The 16,823-nt window shown below is 35.5% G+C and carries 15 protein-coding genes and 2 pseudogenes; 15 read left to right on the top strand and 2 right to left on the bottom strand.

The window, feature by feature from the left end; translation table 11 throughout:
* Positions 1-62 precede the first annotated feature (62 nt).
* The 3 genes from K6959_RS09355 to K6959_RS09345 are packed head-to-tail and all read left to right on the top strand — an operon-like array spanning position 63 to position 2,783.
* Positions 63-1,751, top strand: a complete 1,689-nt coding sequence (locus K6959_RS09355) for a formate--tetrahydrofolate ligase (RefSeq protein ID WP_163243508.1) — start codon at positions 63-65, stop codon at positions 1,749-1,751.
* A 14-nt stretch (positions 1,752-1,765) separates the two neighbouring features.
* Positions 1,766-2,290 carry a hypothetical protein gene (locus K6959_RS09350; protein WP_163243509.1) on the top strand — a complete coding sequence of 175 codons (525 nt, stop codon included), beginning with the start codon at positions 1,766-1,768 and terminating at the stop codon, positions 2,288-2,290.
* Between the two features lie 16 nt (positions 2,291-2,306).
* Positions 2,307-2,783, top strand: coding sequence for a glutathione peroxidase (locus K6959_RS09345; protein WP_223086328.1), 477 nt, complete (start codon positions 2,307-2,309; stop codon positions 2,781-2,783).
* A gap of 107 nt (positions 2,784-2,890) precedes the next feature.
* On the opposite strand, the gene K6959_RS09340 is transcribed toward K6959_RS09345, so the two are convergent.
* Positions 2,891-3,331, bottom strand: coding sequence for a GNAT family N-acetyltransferase (locus K6959_RS09340; RefSeq protein WP_163243511.1), 441 nt, complete (start codon positions 3,329-3,331; stop codon positions 2,891-2,893).
* A 242-nt stretch (positions 3,332-3,573) separates the two neighbouring features.
* Positions 3,574-4,125, bottom strand: a pseudogene (locus K6959_RS09335) (DJ-1/PfpI family protein).
* Between the two features lie 592 nt (positions 4,126-4,717).
* Here K6959_RS09335 and K6959_RS09330 point away from each other — a divergent pair.
* The 12 genes and pseudogenes from K6959_RS09330 to K6959_RS09280 all read left to right on the top strand — a co-directional run bounded on the left by K6959_RS09330 (position 4,718) and on the right by K6959_RS09280 (position 16,818).
* Complete coding sequence (locus tag K6959_RS09330) at positions 4,718-5,833, top strand: IS4 family transposase (protein WP_223086327.1); 1,116 nt, start codon at positions 4,718-4,720, stop codon at positions 5,831-5,833.
* A gap of 423 nt (positions 5,834-6,256) precedes the next feature.
* Positions 6,257-6,817, top strand: coding sequence for a GNAT family N-acetyltransferase (locus K6959_RS09325; RefSeq protein WP_163242437.1), 561 nt, complete (start codon positions 6,257-6,259; stop codon positions 6,815-6,817).
* A 210-nt stretch (positions 6,818-7,027) separates the two neighbouring features.
* Positions 7,028-7,198 carry a DUF1572 family protein gene (locus K6959_RS19115; protein WP_309484845.1) on the top strand — a complete coding sequence of 57 codons (171 nt, stop codon included), beginning with the start codon at positions 7,028-7,030 and terminating at the stop codon, positions 7,196-7,198.
* 108 nt (positions 7,199-7,306) lie between these two features.
* Positions 7,307-7,411 (top strand): annotated as a pseudogene (locus K6959_RS19110) (RNA-guided endonuclease InsQ/TnpB family protein); the annotation flags it as partial.
* A 195-nt stretch (positions 7,412-7,606) separates the two neighbouring features.
* Positions 7,607-9,487, top strand: coding sequence for an ABC-F family ATP-binding cassette domain-containing protein (locus K6959_RS09315; protein ID WP_223086325.1), 1,881 nt, complete (start codon positions 7,607-7,609; stop codon positions 9,485-9,487).
* Positions 9,488-9,599: 112 nt separating this feature from the next.
* Entirely contained in the window at positions 9,600-10,724 is a 1,125-nt protein-coding gene (locus K6959_RS09310; protein ID WP_163242442.1) for a conserved virulence factor C family protein, read from the top strand.
* 72 nt (positions 10,725-10,796) lie between these two features.
* A complete protein-coding gene (locus tag K6959_RS09305; protein ID WP_163242435.1) occupies positions 10,797-11,231 on the top strand; it encodes a BrxA/BrxB family bacilliredoxin in 435 nt (144 codons plus the stop codon).
* 516 nt (positions 11,232-11,747) lie between these two features.
* A complete protein-coding gene (locus K6959_RS09300) occupies positions 11,748-12,341 on the top strand; it encodes a YpjP family protein (RefSeq protein ID WP_223086324.1) in 594 nt (197 codons plus the stop codon).
* 99 nt (positions 12,342-12,440) lie between these two features.
* Positions 12,441-13,022, top strand: coding sequence for a TerD family protein (locus K6959_RS09295; protein WP_163242433.1), 582 nt, complete (start codon positions 12,441-12,443; stop codon positions 13,020-13,022).
* 265 nt (positions 13,023-13,287) lie between these two features.
* Positions 13,288-14,055 carry a TerC family protein gene (locus K6959_RS09290; protein WP_163242432.1) on the top strand — a complete coding sequence of 256 codons (768 nt, stop codon included), beginning with the start codon at positions 13,288-13,290 and terminating at the stop codon, positions 14,053-14,055.
* A 251-nt stretch (positions 14,056-14,306) separates the two neighbouring features.
* The gene (locus tag K6959_RS09285; RefSeq protein ID WP_223086323.1) at positions 14,307-15,494 is read left to right on the top strand and encodes an HpcH/HpaI aldolase/citrate lyase family protein; all 1,188 of its coding nucleotides are present in this window, start codon (positions 14,307-14,309) and stop codon (positions 15,492-15,494) included.
* Complete coding sequence (locus K6959_RS09280) at positions 15,445-16,818, top strand: phosphoribosyltransferase family protein (protein ID WP_163242430.1); 1,374 nt, start codon at positions 15,445-15,447, stop codon at positions 16,816-16,818. The genes K6959_RS09285 and K6959_RS09280 overlap by 50 nt, the downstream gene beginning before the upstream one ends.
* Positions 16,819-16,823: the final 5 nt, after the last annotated feature.

Raw genomic sequence — 16,823 nt, 5'->3', positions numbered from 1 at the left:
AAATAAGGTGTTACAATATAATTGTATCACTTCATTAATCATGCAATCATGGAGGGATTTTGGTGGAACTTAAAGCGAAAGTTAAGACAGATATAGAGATTGCACAAGAAGCAAAGATGCAGCCGATTGTTGACGTTGCTGCGAAGGTTGGTCTCGGAGAGGATGATCTAGAGCTTTACGGAAAGTATAAAGGAAAAATTTCTGCTCACACGATAAAAAAGCTGCAAACAAAAGAGAACGGAAAGATCATTCTTGTAACATCGATCAATCCAACACCAGCTGGAGAAGGAAAGTCGACTGTTACGGTTGGATTGGCGGATGCGTTAAATCGACTAGGCAAAAAAGCAATGGTTGCAATGCGTGAGCCTTCGTTAGGTCCAACAATGGGCATAAAAGGCGGTGCTACGGGCGGAGGTTATTCTCAAGTTTTACCGATGGAAGATATTAATTTACATTTTACAGGGGATTTACATGCGATTACAACAGCAAACAACGCTCTATCAGCATTAATTGATAATCATTTACAACAAGGAAATCGCTTAAAAATTGATCAGCGCCGGATTGTTTGGAAGCGTGCTGTCGATTTAAATGATCGCGCTCTGCGGAAAGTAATCGTTGGCTTAGGTGGCCCTATGCAAGGTGTTCCGCGTGAGGATGGCTTTGATATTACTGTTGCTTCGGAAATTATGGCAGTTTTATGCTTGGCAAAAGATTTACAAGATTTAAAAAGGAGACTTAAAGAAATTGTAGTTGCTTATAATATTAATAAAAAGCCTGTAACAGTCGGTGATTTAGGAGTTGAGGGAACTCTTACCCTTCTTTTAAAAGATGCTGTCAAACCTAATTTAGTTCAAACACTTGAACATACACCAGCCCTTATTCATGGCGGTCCATTTGCAAATATCGCCCACGGCTGCAACAGCGTAATTGCTACGACTACTGCTGCAAAGTTAGCTGATTACGTTGTAACCGAGGCCGGATTTGGAGCAGATTTAGGTGCTGAGAAATTTTTACATATAAAAGCACGAAGTGCAGGTTTTAAACCAGAGGCAGTTGTGATCGTCGCAACGATTCGTGCTTTAAAAATGCATGGTGGAATGAAAAAGTCTGAATTGACAACAGAAAATATTGCAGCTTTAACTGCCGGCTTTGCAAACTTAAAAAAGCATATTGAAACGATCCAAAGCTTTGGACTGCCGCTTGTCGTCGCTGTTAATCGCTTTATAACCGATACAGAAGAAGAAATAAAAGCATTAATCGATTGGTGCAGTGAACAAAATGTGTCAGTTGCTCTTACAGAAGTATGGGAAAAAGGCGGAGAAGGCGGAGTTGAGTTGGCAGAAAAATTACTTGAAATGATGAAGCGACAGAAATCCGATTTTCATCCGTTATACGAGCTATCTAATTCATTAGAAGAAAAAATTTGTACAGTTGCTAAAAAAGTTTATGGAGCAAAAGCTGTTGACTTTTCCGCTAAAGCAAAAAAACAGTTAACAGAGTTTGAACAATACGGCTGGGGATCGCTTCCAGTTTGTATGGCAAAAACTCAATACTCTTTATCGGACGATCCAAAAAAAGTTGGCAGACCAACAAATTTCACAATCACTATTCGAGAGTTGAAACCGTCAATCGGTGCAGGGTTTATCGTAGCGTTAACAGGTGATGTCATGACAATGCCAGGATTGCCGAAAGAGCCTGCTGCCTTAAAGATGGATGTGGATGAGAATGGACATGCAGTTGGGTTATTTTAAACGAGGAATTGTACATGTTTGATCCGACTGCTTATGAAAATATGAAGGTTGTTCTAGAAGGAGCGCTTTACGACCGTGATTTAGCTGATGAAATCGCGATTATTGATCGTGATGATATTGTGAATTTAGCAAAGCTTTCAAGGTTTTACAAAATCACTTTTAAAACGACATTTGCACCAGCTGTAACAGTTATACTGATAATGAAGGCTAGTTTGGAAAACCTTTCTTCTGAACTTTTGCCCAAGGTGCTGTCGTCTTCCAAAGCAGGCTGTGAAATCATTGTCCAGTTTTTATTGCCATGGAACGATGACAAAGAGTTCTTTATTGAGCTGGATCATATTGCTAAAGTGATTTGGGGAGCTGAAAGAACGATAAAATATAAGCTCATAAGCGAGCTTCAAGAAGAAAGCGTCACTACATGTGAAGTAACTCTTTTATTTAACAGACTTGTATACGAAGAACAAATAGACGATCTCGTTGTGATGATTGATTACATGGTTCAAACTGTCCGCCAAATTGATCATGTATTAACCCGTTAAGAGAGAAGGGACTTTCATGTCAATTTATAAATTTTCAGTCGAAACAATAAGTGGAGATCGAATTATCCTAAAAGCTTTCAAAGGGCAAGTGTTACTTATCGTAAATACCGCGAGTAAATGCGGTTTTACCCCTCAATATAAGGAACTGCAACAGCTTTATGAAGCATATCATGAAAAAGGCTTTAATATTCTTGCATTTCCATCTAATCAATTCGGGAATCAAGAGCCTTATCGCAACGAAGTCATCGAACAGTTTTGCCAGCAAAATTATCAAGTTCAATTTCCACTGTTTTCGAAAGTGAATGTAAAAGGTAAAAAAGCTCATCCTTTGTTTCACTATTTAACGAAAGAAGCACCGGGGATTTTCGGTTCGAAATCTATTAAATGGAACTTTACAAAGTTTTTACTTGATCGAAATGGACAAGTTGTAAATCGGTTTGCCCCGACAGTGAAGCCGTTGCAGCTAAAAAAAGAAATCGAACGGCTGCTATAACAGCACTATCATTTACGAATTGATGAAACTTCCATTGGCAAGGAGATCTCTTTTCAATGGAAGTTTATTTTTATATTGCTGGCAATTACTTGCTCAATTAAGTATAGCTATAATGTTAAATCATAATAGAGAAAATCTGCATCTTGTTTATAACCGTTGTTTTCATATAATCTCTGTGCGGAGAAATTATCTTTCGCAGTTTGCAAAGTTAAGCCTTTTGCTCCTGATTTTTCAGCATATTCTTTTGCAGCAGCTAGTAGCTTTTTTCCGATACCTCGTTTCCTTGCTTTTTCATGAACAAACAAATCATTTAAAATCCAAAGCCTCTTTAAAGACACAGATGAAAAGGATGGATAGAGCTGAGTGAATCCAAGATAATTTCCATTTTCAACGGCGACAAAAATAACAGACTCCTCTTTTTCAAAACGTTCAGACAAAAATTGACTAGCTTTTTGTACATTTGATGGTTGTTGATAAAATACCCGGTACATATTAAATAAATTTGCAACCCCGCTTAGATCCTCTTTTGTTGCTTTGTAAATATTCATCTTACTCCTCCTTAAAATTAGTTAATTTTAGCTTCGAGTGTTGGTTTAAAAAAAGTTTGATTAAACGTTTGTTGAGAATATTGATTTTATAAATAGAAGAGAACCACGCATTTTAAAACAAAGATTGATCATTTCTAACAGTGTTATTTTACAATTACGCTTAATTCTTGAAGATTATGAAAGTGCCTTTAAGGTAATTTAAAAAAATTTTTTGTTTATTTTGAAAATAAACAATCTCACTACTATTTATTGATTGAATTCATTAACTCAAAGAAGTATTCAGGTTGATGAGTCTGATGCAGGTTAAACCATGATTGTAATGTTTCTGGTGAAAATACATCTAAGATTTTCAAAACTTCGGTTGCAAATTCAAGAGGAGCTATTCCTGATGCGGTAACTAAGTTTTCATCAGATGTTACAGGTCCCATTTCATGAAATATCTCTCCTTTATAATTAGGACAGATCATTTTAAGATACTCTAAATGATTGCTTGTATGGCTTTCGAGAGTCTAAGTATCCAAAATTCGCGAGGGCCTCAGTTGCACCACAAATTGCAGCAACAAGTGCCAAGTTTTAAAGCTTCACCAATTTTTTTCAGGATAGTTTGATGCATATCTTCCCTCCAGGTAAAATGAAAAGATCTTTACGCTCAAGAGTACATTCATCAAGGGAAATATCTGGTTTTATGCTCAGTCCCCCCATCGTAGTAATCATTTCTTTATTAGCTCCTACTGTCACTACATTTAAAGGTGCTAAACCTTTTTTGAAATATCTTCCGAGTTTAGCTCAGCAATTAAATATCCATATTCCTAGTCTGACATTGTATTAAATACATAAAGATAAACTGTTTTTGTTTGCATCCAATCACACTCCAATCAAAATTGATATAGCCTATTATAATATAACTAGTTCCAATCATACCAATCGTATCAAGGATTTATATGTATCAATCAATCTAATGATTAGGTGAACTACTGTAACGACACTTTCCTATAAATATTCTAAAAATCAAAGAAACCGAGAAGCTTCCCTGAATACGGTGATGATGAGAAAAATAAATTTTAATTAAACACATCCCCTTCTTGATAGGTTAAAAAAATTGTCTAATCAAAAGGGGGTTTTTTGCATAAAAATGTAAGCATTAAGGCTTGAGGGAGGGGTATTAATAGCAAATAAACCAAATAGTTGTGAAGTTGAATTACTAACTTTGTTTTGAAACATAGAAAAAGTTTAATATATGATAACACTAGCATTGCATTAACATATTCAGATGATTTTAAATACTAGGAATTTTTAAAAATAATGTGATTGTAAAACAAAAAAAAAATCCTTTACAATGGAAGTACAGGTGGTTCCTGTCCAAATCCAAATGTAAAGGAATACATCATGGACAAGAATACACTAATTATGTCATTTGGTAAATGGGTTTCACCAATAAATATTCAAAAGCTTTCTGAACTTGTTAAAGAACAAAAACAGGACTACTATACAAAGAAGTTTACAACGGAGTCTTATATTAAGTTTTTGCTTTTTGCCCAGCTTCATGAATATGAGAGCTTAGAAGAAATCAGTGATGCCCTTTTAGACGAAGATCTTCAGAAAATACTCGGATTTGAATCAATTAGTACATCTCAGTTATCACGAAAGAAAAATAATATCAATCCGCTCATTCTTTCTCATATGTTCTTGGATTTAGTGTGGAAAATTCAACATTATCACATGAAAAGTGAAAAGAGAATGCCACTAAAAATCATTGATTCGAGTACTCTACCACTCAACTTAACTAACTATCAATGGGCGAAGTTTCGTCAAACAAAAGCAGGTGTAAAACTACATTTACGACTTGTATTCATGGATAAAAATGCTGTTTATCCAGAAAAAGCTGTCATTACAACGGCAAAAGAACATGACCGAAATCAGCTTGAAGTTCTGGTAGATGATAAAGAAGCTATGTACGTGTTTGATCGTGGCTATGTGGATTATGAACGATTCGATCGGATGACCGATGAAGGTTATTTTTTCGTATCACGACTGAAGAAAAATGCAGTCATTCGTGAAGTTCATTCTTTTTCAATTTCGGATGATTGCCCTGTACAATCCGACAAAAGGGTTTACATCGGTAGCATACAAAATCGAACAGAAAATGTCTTTCGTCTTCTTGAAGTCAAGGATACAAAAGGAAACTTCCTTCGTTTAATCACGAATCGCTTTGATTTAAGTGCTGAAGAAATCAGTGATATTTATCGTTCTCGTTGGGCCATTGAACTATTTTTCAAATGGCTGAAGCAGCACGTAGAAATTAAGCATTTTTATCGTATGAGTGAGACCGCGATTCAAAACCAAATTTTCTTAGCCCTTATCACCTATTGCCTAAATGTTCTCATTCAATTAGAGATGAAAAGTAGTAAATCTTTACTTCGAATCACTCGCTGGTTAAAGAGAGCAATTTGGAAACCTTCTTATATTTGGACACGAAAGTTTGATGAACGCTCTAGTCCGTAAAAGAATCTTGTTGTTGTAACTCTGGGATAACTGTATATTGTTACCAAATGGACAGTACCACCTTTATTTAGGTCTTGTCTTTTTAATTCAAAAACGAAGAAATATATTAACAGAAAGTTCTAACTAATTTTACGCAATGCTAGTGATATGATAAAAATTAATTAAGACTATGAAAAAAATTTTAAAAATATTTAAGTATACATTTGTTTTGTTCATTGCTGTTATCTTTCTTGGAACAGTAGTTTTATTTACCATCATTATCAAATAAGTTAGGAATCAGAGTTAATTAAAACGACCGGAGCATTAGTTGGGATTAATCAAAAAAGTAATACAATATATTAATAATTACGTGAAAGGAGTGATGTCTTATGGCATATATGGCAAAAAGGGCTTTTAAAATTATTATGCTAAGGAGATGTCACATTGAAAGTAAAAGGAATTAAATTACAACCAGAGACAGAAAGATTAACTTTGAGACCGTTACGGAACCAGGATTATGAACGGTGGCTAGAGGGATTTAGTAAAAGACTACCGTCTCAGTACAAATATGATGGCAACAAAATAGATTTGACCGAATGGACCCAAAAGAAATTTAACAATATGGTTACAAAACATCGAGAATTAGCTGATCGGGATGAAGCATACGTTTTTAGTGTTTTTCGTAAGTCAGATCAAAAATATATAGGCAAGGTTGAATTTTGTACAATTATGAGAGAAGAATTTCAATGGGGACTTTTGGGTTATATGATTCATAATCAATATTGGAAAAACGGATACGGTACAGAGGCTGTTAAAGAAGGGATTAGAATGGCTTTTCAAAACCTTGGATATCATCGCATAGAGGCTCACATTAATTTAGATAACACTCCTTCAACTCGATTGGCGGAGCGTGTTGGGCTTATTTATGAATGTACAAGAAAGGATTTTATTTATGAATTCGGTGACTGGACCGATAATCTTGTGTATTATATGAATTCAAAATAGTAGCATATTTATTAATTAAAGCGCGTGGTAATCCGAATAGAGCTGTTCTCTTTAAATGGTATTTACTCGATTGAAAATCGTTAGTATTAATTTTAACGGGGAGTGTCAAAAATGAACCTCGGAAAAGAGTATTTAAAGGTGTGCAGGAAAGATTTAGAAATGTAAAAAACCTGGGAAATAAGACAATAAGGCAATTGTCGAAACAAAGAAATTCACTGGAATTTAAATGCATACTCAAATAGTGTTGCCGTAATAGTCAAGCATTTAAGTGGGAATATGGTGTCCAGATGGTCTGATTTTTTAATTTCGGGGGGAGAAAAGTCTTATAGGAATCGTTACCGGAATTTAAGGATGACATATCATCAAAACAGGAATTGGTAAATATTTAGGGAAACGGTTGGAACACTCTTTTTGAAACATTAAATGAATTAGGAGATCAGGATTTATTAAAAAGTGTGTACATTCGTGGCGAAAGTCATACGGTACTAGAAGCGATTGTCGATTTCCAAAACAAAGTCAGGAACATACTATGTGTCTGTACGAACAGAATATGAAAAAGACATTCAGCCTAGAGCAATAGAACATGTTGTTGGTTAAACTTTGTTATGTCTCAATATATGTGAATAGTTCACACCATTTTATAACGAAGTATAAACGAGATAACATAGCTGGAAATGGTCCGTTATGTTAAAATAAGCACGATAGAAAGCCTATTTTGCACGCAATTGTCTAAAGGCGAATGATTCTCTTAATCAAAAAAGACCATTTATAATGATTGGAATGATCAAAATGAAAATGATCACGATTGAAGACGTCTCTAAAACATATGGTGAAAAGGAACTTTTTCAACATATTTCATTTACAATTAAGGAAAAAGACCGAGCAGGATTAATCGGTATAAATGGAACAGGAAAGTCATCGTTATTAAAAGTTGTAGCGGGGATCGTTGTTCCTGATTCAGGTGAGATTGTCAAAAGTAAAGATTTTCGCATCACCTATTTGCCTCAACAGCCGGAATTAATTGATCATTTAACAGTTCTTGAACAAGTGTTTACGAGTGAAGCACTGACCATTCGTCTGCTGAAAAACTATGAGCAATTGATATTACGGCTTGAGAAAGATCCAAATAATAATGAGATTCAACAACAGCTTTATGACTTACAACGTAAAATGAATGCACATAATGCTTGGGAAGCAAGTTCAAACGCTAAAGCGATTCTTTCTAAGCTAGGGATTGAACAATTTGACCAAAAAATTGGCGAGCTCTCTGGAGGTCAGAAAAAACGCGTAGCTCTTGCTCAAGTGTTAATTGAAGAGCCTGACTTATTAATTTTAGATGAACCGACAAACCATCTTGATTATGAATCAGTGAAATGGTTAGAAGAATACATAAGCCGCTATACGGGGGCTGTTTTACTAGTGACCCATGATCGGTATTTTTTAGATCGAGTGACAAATCGAATTTTTGAGTTAAGCGGCGGGAGTTTGTATAGCTACAAAGGGAATTATGCTAATTACCTTGAAGAGAAGGCAATTCGAGCAGAAAATGAAGCTGCGGCGCTAGAAAAACAACAAAATTTATATCGCCGTGAACTTGAGTGGATAAAACGCGGGGCAAAGGCTCGGACAACGAAACAAAAAGCGAGAATCCAACGGTTTGAAAAGCTTGAAGGGAAGCTAGCTAGCGGAAAAATGACAGATCGTCTTGAGATGGATCTTAGCGGTAGCAGGTTAGGAAAGCAAGTTTTTGAATTAAAGTCAGTTTCAAAGCAGTTTAAAGATCGAATTATTTTAAAAGATGCAAATTTATTTGTTAAACAAGGAGATAGAATTGGAATTATCGGTAGAAATGGAACAGGAAAATCAACCTTGTTAAATATTTTAGCAGGAAAAATCAACATCGATGCTGGTGAACTAATAAAAGGCCAAACTGTCAAAATTGCTTACTATACGCAAAATAGTGAGGAGATGGATGAAAATAAACGAATGATTGAATACATTAAAGAAACGGCTCAAGTCATCACCACAGCTGATGGAAAATTGATTTCAGCGGCACAGATGCTCGAACGCTTTCTTTTTCCGATGCACACTCACGGTACTCTTATTCGAAAGCTGTCAGGCGGAGAAAAGCGCCGGCTTTATTTATTAAAAATTTTAATGGGTGGTCCTAATGTCCTTTTACTAGACGAGCCAACAAATGATCTCGATACTGAAACATTGACGATTTTGGAAGATTATCTTGATGAATTTCCAGGGGTTGTTATTTCAGTTTCACATGATAGATACTTTTTAGATAAAGTAGCTGAACAGCTCCTCATTCTAAAAGGGAACGGTGTGATTGAATCAGTTTATGGGAACTACTCGGATTATTTACAAAAGGCAGTAAATCATAATGAACAAAAAGAAATGAAACAACAACAAACTCCCAAACGGCAAGAAAAAGCTCAAAAGAAAAAAATGACGTATATGGAGAAGAAAGAATGGGAAAACATTGATGAAACAATAGCAGAAGTAGAATCACAACTTAAACAAGTGCAAACTGAAATGGCGAATACGGGCAGTAATTATGAAAAGGCTCAAGCTTTAACCGAAGAAGAAATGCAAATAAATGAAAAGTTAGAATCATTAATCGAACGCTGGAGCTATTTAAGTGAGCTTGCAGAAGACTAACCCATAGCAGCCCTTTATTTCTTGGGCAATAAGCGTGAATCCGAGATGAAGTTTATGATAAGCTTTTAACAGTTATCCATCGTGGAAATATTAAAATAAGTAGGTGATGATCATAAAAATTAAATCAATTGAACCAACACCGAGTCCAAATACGATGAAAATTAATTTAGACGAAGAGCTGCCAATGGGCAGAAGTAATAATTATAAGAAAGAAAATGCTCATGGTGCTCCAGAAATCATTCAACAAATTTTACAAATAGACGGTGTTAAAGGGGTATACCATGTTGCTGATTTTTTGGCGGTAGAGCGAAACGCAAAATTTGATTGGAAAGAGATTCTTTCGAAAGTTCGCCTAGCCTTTGGAGAAGAAGCAGAGCCGTTAGCAAATCATGAAAACAAATTGGATGAACATTTTGGTGAAGTCAACGTTTTTGTTCAAATGTTTAAAGGGATACCAATGCAAGTAAAGTTAACAGACGGAACAGAGGAAAAACGTTTCGGTTTGCCACAAGAATATGCGGATGCAGTAGTGCGGGCAAAGGAAGAAGGCGAAAATGTTGTCATACTTCGGAAATGGACCGACTTTGGCATTCGTTATGGTGATTTAAACCAAATCGGCGAAGAAATTATCGAGGAGTTGATGGCCGCTTATCCGAAAGAGCGCTTAAATGATTTAGTTAACAGAGCAAAAATGAAACAGGGTTCGCAAAGTCATGGAAGAAAAAGATTAAAGCTCACACCGGAATTTTTGGATGATCAAGATTGGCGGAAGCGATACAGGCTTTTAGAACAAATGGACGACCCGACTATAGAGGATATCCCTGTCCTTGAAAAAGCTTTAGACGATGAAAAAGCGTCAATTCGTAGACTAGCGACAGTTTATTTAGGAATGATAGAGGATAAAAGAGTTTTGCCTTTATTATATAAAGCAATGAAAGATAAAACAGTAACGGTCAGACGGACAGCAGGTGATTGTTTATCCGATTTAGGGTTTACTGAGGCGATTGAAGCGATGGGAGATGCTCTTCAAGATGAAAGTAAGCTTGTACGCTGGAGAGCGGCGATGTTTTTATACGAAGTTGGCGACAAAAGTGCACTGCCGGCGTTAAAAAGAGCAGAGGACGATCCAGAATTTGAAGTGAGTATGCAAATAAAGCTGGCAATTGAGCGTATTGAAGGCGGAGAAGCAGCAAAAGGCTCCGTTTGGAAGCAAATGACTGAGGCGCGTAAAGGGTAAATTCGGCGATAAACATACTAGGTTAGAGTAGAAGGTTGTGTGGGAATCGATTAAAAACAAGGGGGACTTTCTATGTCAATGGCATATGAAGAATATATGAGACAAATGGTATTACCAATGCGTAAAGAACTTGTCGATAATGGATTTAAAGAGTTACTTACGGAAGAAGATGTTGAAAACTTTATCGAATCTGTTGAAGGAATAACTTTAGTTGTCGTCAATTCTGTTTGTGGCTGTGCAGCAGGACTTGCCCGTCCGGCAGCTATTCAAGCTGTTTTAAATAGTGAGAAAAAACCAGATCATTTAGTTACTGTTTTTGCGGGACAGGAAAAGGAAGCAACAGCAAAAATGCGTGAATATTTTACTCATCATGAACCTTCCTCACCATCAATGGCATTATTAAATCAAAAAGAAGTAGTCCATTTCATTCCTCGTCATGAGATTGAAGGCAATTCGATCGAAGGAATTATCGAAAATTTAATGAATGCTTTTCAAAAATATTGCTAAATAAAAAAGGAACTTGGCAAACGTCTAGTTCCTTTTTTAATCATCACTTCAGTTTTACGTTTAAATGACTTAATCTGTTAGTGATAAATAAACGAAATAAGCTAGTAATAAAAGGCCACTTAATACAATTATAAGGGGAAAATCCATTTTATCCAACTCCTTTGACTGTTTATGTAATCTTTTTAGTTCATTTAGGTTATGAAAGCTTACTATTTAATGTTGCTGATTTATTAATATTTATACTTTAGACTTTGACAAACGCTCGCATTCTTCATTGTAAACTTAGAGGAGTGCTATTTTTGCTATTGAACAACGGGGATATTGCAAATCATTGTTTAATAGTTTGACAGAACTTTTCAAAAAAACGAAACCATTTCTGTTTTTCTACGTAAAAATATTTATAATAGAATTAACAAGGTTTTAAATTTGAGTAAAAATAGTAGAGTGTTTCAGAAAATTCCTTTACTATATAAATAGTATTGTTGATTTGCTGATTTTATGAAGGGAATGAGTGAAATGAATAGATGGATTAGAAAGACGTTTGTCGTATTAATTACGATTTTAACATTCGGAATCGTAACGCCTTCGCAAGCTTTTTATACCGATGTAAATGTCAATAAAACTCAAAAGCGAAATGCTTTTGAGGCTACATCTTCAAAAAATCAGCAAACACAACAGTTACAAACAGAAGAAGCGAAATTAGATAAGGTTGATTTAGTCGCACAAATGATAAAGGAAGCAGAAGAACAGTCTTACCGGAAGTTTGGTAATAGAATTTTGCCAGTTATTAAAGATGAATTTCAGGAAATGATTTTGCCAAATATAGAAGTCGCAATAAAAAATATAACGACACAATATCCTGAAGAAGCCCTTAGTTCATTGACTATTTCTGAAACACCAAGCGGTGGTGATGGTGAAAAAATTTTTAATATTATCGATAATGATACTGGAAAGGATATTATCCGCTTCCATGTGAGAAAAGATCGTCCACCTCAAGCGGGCTTTTGGTTTAACTTTCATTATCATACACACCATGATAACTTCCAAACACATCACGATTTAGGATCGATTTATTGGGATAAAAAAACTCCGCCAAAGTGGATGAATTAGAGGAATTTTTCTATAATTCCTTTTTTCAATATAAATTTATGAAACCTTATTATCGCTTTTAACGTAAAGATATTATATGAAATATTGGAGGAATGAAAAGTGGCTATTAGTTTAGCAAAAGGACAAAAAGTAGATGTAACAAAAACAAATCCCGGTTTAACGAATGTAATTGTTGGGTTAGGATGGGATGTTAATAAGTATGACGGTGGAAATGATTTTGATTTAGACTCATCAGTATTTTTGCTTAATGAAAGCGGTAAGGTAAACTCAGATAGTGATTTTATTTTTTATAATAATCTCCAAGGAGGCAACGGTTCTGTCGTACATGCAGGCGATAATCGAACTGGGGAAGGCGACGGCGATGACGAACAAATTAAAATTAATTTAAATGCTGTTCCTGCGAACGTACATAGAATTGCTTTTACGATCACGATACATGATGCTGAAACACGGAATCAAAACTTTGGTCAAGTTTCAAATGCATATGTTCGTATTTTGGATGGAGGATCAAATGAAGAACTGATTCGTTATGATCTAGGTGAGGACTTCTCAATTGAAACAGCGCTTGTTGTTGGTGAATTATATCGTCATAACAACGAATGGAAGTTTAGTGCAATTGGGAGTGGCTATGGTGGAGGATTAGCCGCATTAGCAACTGATTTTGGCCTTCAAGTTAGTTAATAATGAAAATGATTAAATTTTAAGACTCGGTTTTACCGGGGTCTAGGGATTGTGGACAAACAATTTTGAAGCAAATGCCTAAGAGATACAGTCAAGGCACGTGGCACTAAAGCGAAAGCATAAATAGATCAGGTGTTCATGGGGCTTTAACGAGGTGCAAGCAAAGAAGAATACGGGCATTTGTCAACAGTCTAAAGACTCGGTTTTACCGGGTCTTTCTCCCGAAAAACGAATTTTAAGCTAATACCTAGGAGGAACATTAATAATGTCAGAAATATTACAAGGAATTTTAAACACATATGCCCAATTTTTTGATTTGGATATGTGGATTAAAGTTTTAACAGACCCTGTAAGCTGGGGCTTAATCGGTTCATTAGTCATATTAGAAGGATTATTATCAGCAGATAACGCGCTTGTTTTAGCTGTAATGGTGAAACATTTACCTGAAAAAAAACGCCGAAAAGCACTTTTTTACGGATTAATTGGAGCATACTTTTTCCGCTTTCTTGCAATTGGAGTTGGTGTTTACTTAATCGAGTTATGGTGGGTGAAAGTACTAGGTGCCGGCTACCTAGCCTGGTTGTCAATTAAATATTTCATTGATAAACGAAAAGGCGAGGAAGAAGAGGATGACGTTGAGGGTGTCAACCAAAATGGTCTGTTAGTCCGATTGTTTGGAACTTTTTGGGGAACGGTTGTTGCAGTTGAGTTAATGGATATTGCTTTCTCTGTCGATAGTGTTTTAGCTGCATTTGGAGTCAGTCAGGAAGTATGGGTGCTATTACTTGGAGGTATGCTTGGAATTTTAATGATGCGGGGGATTGCGGGTGTATTTTTAAAGTTAATCGATCGTGTTCCAGAGCTTGAAACTTCAGCTTACATATTAATTTTAATTATCTCTGCTAAAATGCTTTTAAGCGTTGTAGGGTTTGAATTAGATCATATCTATTTCTTCCTTATTTTACTACTTACGTTCGTAGCAACGTTTGTTGTCCATTTTATGAATAAAAAGAAAACAGTAGAAAGCGAATAAAATATAGTTTTAGCGAAAAAGATGAGAATTGACTTTATAGCCAATTCTCACTTGGGGACAAGCTTAATATAAGAGTCTATTCCTCTCATACTGATAAAAAATGTCAGTTGAGGTACAAATAAACAGGCATTCATAAGTTAATTTGATCAATAGTCTGAGAATTGGCTTAATCGGCCAATTCTTTTTTACAATCAATTAACTGATAATTTACATTCATATGGTATTACTTAAAAGAAAAAAGGGTGAAGTGGATGAAGCTATTTGCTAACTTATCAGACCAAGAGTTAAGGAGGCTTTTTTATATACAGCCACAGCCGTTTAATAAACAAACGCCAAAAAATCTCCTATCTTATGCCCTTGGAGCTACTTTATATATGCCGGCAACGAGACCGAATATTCATCAAGAGCTTCTTTCTAAAAAACATGCAGGGGTATCGTCTTTAGTTATTTGTTTAGAAGATGCAATTGGAGACCTTGAAGTTGAAGAAGCTGAAGAAAAATTAATTCATGAATTACGAACTTTATATCAAGAAATGCAGGCAGGCTTTTTTCAACAAGATGATCTTCCGTTATTGTTCGTCCGTGTCCGAAGCTTACAACAATTGATGAAATTAACACAACAATTAACGGGCGAATTGCATTTGTTAACAGGGTTTGTTTTTCCGAAGTTTTCTCCGCAAACAGGAAGACTCTTTTTGCAAGAGCTTAATCAATTAAACGAACAAGGTATGCGGTTATATGGAATGCCTATTTTTGAAACGAAGGCGGTTATTCAAAAAGAAACGAGAATGAGTGAACTAACTGAACTAAAACAGTTGCTAGATGAATATTACAATTTAATTTTAAATGTCCGAATTGGTGCTACTGACTTTTGCGGTTTATATGGGATTAGAAGAAATGTCGAGACGACTGTTTATGATATTGGAATTCTTCGTGACTGTATTACAGATATTATTAACATTTTTTTACGGTCTGATCGTCCTTACGTCGTATCAGGACCTGTATGGGAACATTTTATTTCAAATGAAAGAATGTTAAAGCCGCAGTTACGACAAACGCCATTTCGTGAACGATACGGTTCTAAGGGAATTAAATGGAGAAATGAGTTAATTAATCGTCAAATTGATGGACTTATTCAAGAAGTTTTAATGGATATTGCAAATGGAATAACAGGAAAAAAGGTTATTCATCCAACGCATATTGAGATCGTTCAGTCTTTAAACGTTGTGACATATGAAGAATACATCGATGCAAAAAGTATTATTGAAGGTGCTAACGGACAGAGAGGTGTCTTTAAAAGCCACTTTTCTAATAAGATGAATGAATTAAAGCCTCACTATAATTGGGCAGAAAAAATTCTTTTAAAATCACAAATTTATGGGGTGCTTCATGAACAATACACATACATCGACTTACTTAAACAAAAAACATACATATAATGTAATTGATTCGTTAACAGTGAAAGTAACAGTAACAGAAAATCCTTACAGGCTCGAGATGAATGACTTATTTTTAATGGCTGCAAGGGTAAATAAAAAGCGGTCATTTTTATTTGTAAGTAAACTATTAGGAAAACATATCCCGATTGTGCCGCAAACGGGTCTATTAATTGGGGCGTTACTAGCAGCGAGATATGCAGAGATTGTTCATGATAGTAAAAGTAATGTTACGCATGAACTCATTTCATACTTCCAGAAAGACGTGAAAGCATTTAAAATGAGTCCGTTTATCGAGCTACCTTCTGCGCCAGTTATTATCGGGTTTGCGGAAACAGCAACAGCACTTGGATATGCTTTCTTTGAATGTATAAATGATGCAGTTTTTTTTCATACAACGAGGGAAAAACTTGTTGATTATTCACCGATTGTTACATTTGAGGAGGAGCATTCTCATGCTACTTCGCACCGCTGTTATGTGAATGAAAAAATGTTGAACAACGATCGCGAAGTCATTCTCGTTGATGATGAGATCACGACAGGAAAAACTGCGTTAAACATTATTAGATCGATTCAAAAGAATTATCCACGGCGCAAATATACAGTGATCTCAATTTTAGATTGGCGTTCTGAAAGTGATATCGAAGCATTTCAAAAAGCAGAATGTGAGCTTGGAATTACGATTCATACTGTCAGCTTGTTAAAAGGAACAGTAGAAACAAACGGAGCAGTTAAACAAACCCCTTTATTAAATAAGAATACGCTGCACGAAACACAATCAATTGAAACAATTTATATGGACGATTATTTTCAGCCGCCTTTAAAGGTCGTCAATAACTATTCAATTAATCAGGTAGGCGTAATTAACGAAACCCCTTATTTATCTGAAACTGGAAGGTTTGCCTTAACTTCAGACTCTTTTGAAGATATTGATGCATGGATCAAGAAAATTGCTGCTTTTCTAAAAAAATATCGTTCACACCCTAAGAGCAAAACACTTTGTTTAGGGACAAATGAATTTATGTATATCCCGATGAGAGTGTCAGCTGAAATGGGTGAAGGGATTTTCTATCATTCAACGACTAGAAGCCCGATTCATGCAAGTTCGCAAACAGGATATGGAGCTAACTTTCGTTTGGAATTCCCAAATCCTGAAGATCAGTCGGTCACAAATTACGTTTATAATATTGAACCTGAAAAGTATGGTGAGTTATTTCTTTTCTTTGAACGGGAAGTAGAGGAAACTAAATTAACTCCTCTTTTACAAGAATTGAAGAAAACGAGAATCCCACATATTAAGATTGTTTTCTTTAACAGAAAGAATTGAGGTGT

It is taken from the genome of Bacillus aquiflavi (genome assembly GCF_019915265.1).
Classification (GTDB): domain Bacteria; phylum Bacillota; class Bacilli; order Bacillales; family Cytobacillaceae; genus Bacillus_BT; species Bacillus_BT aquiflavi.
This window is presented reverse-complemented; position numbering and strand designations above follow the sequence as displayed.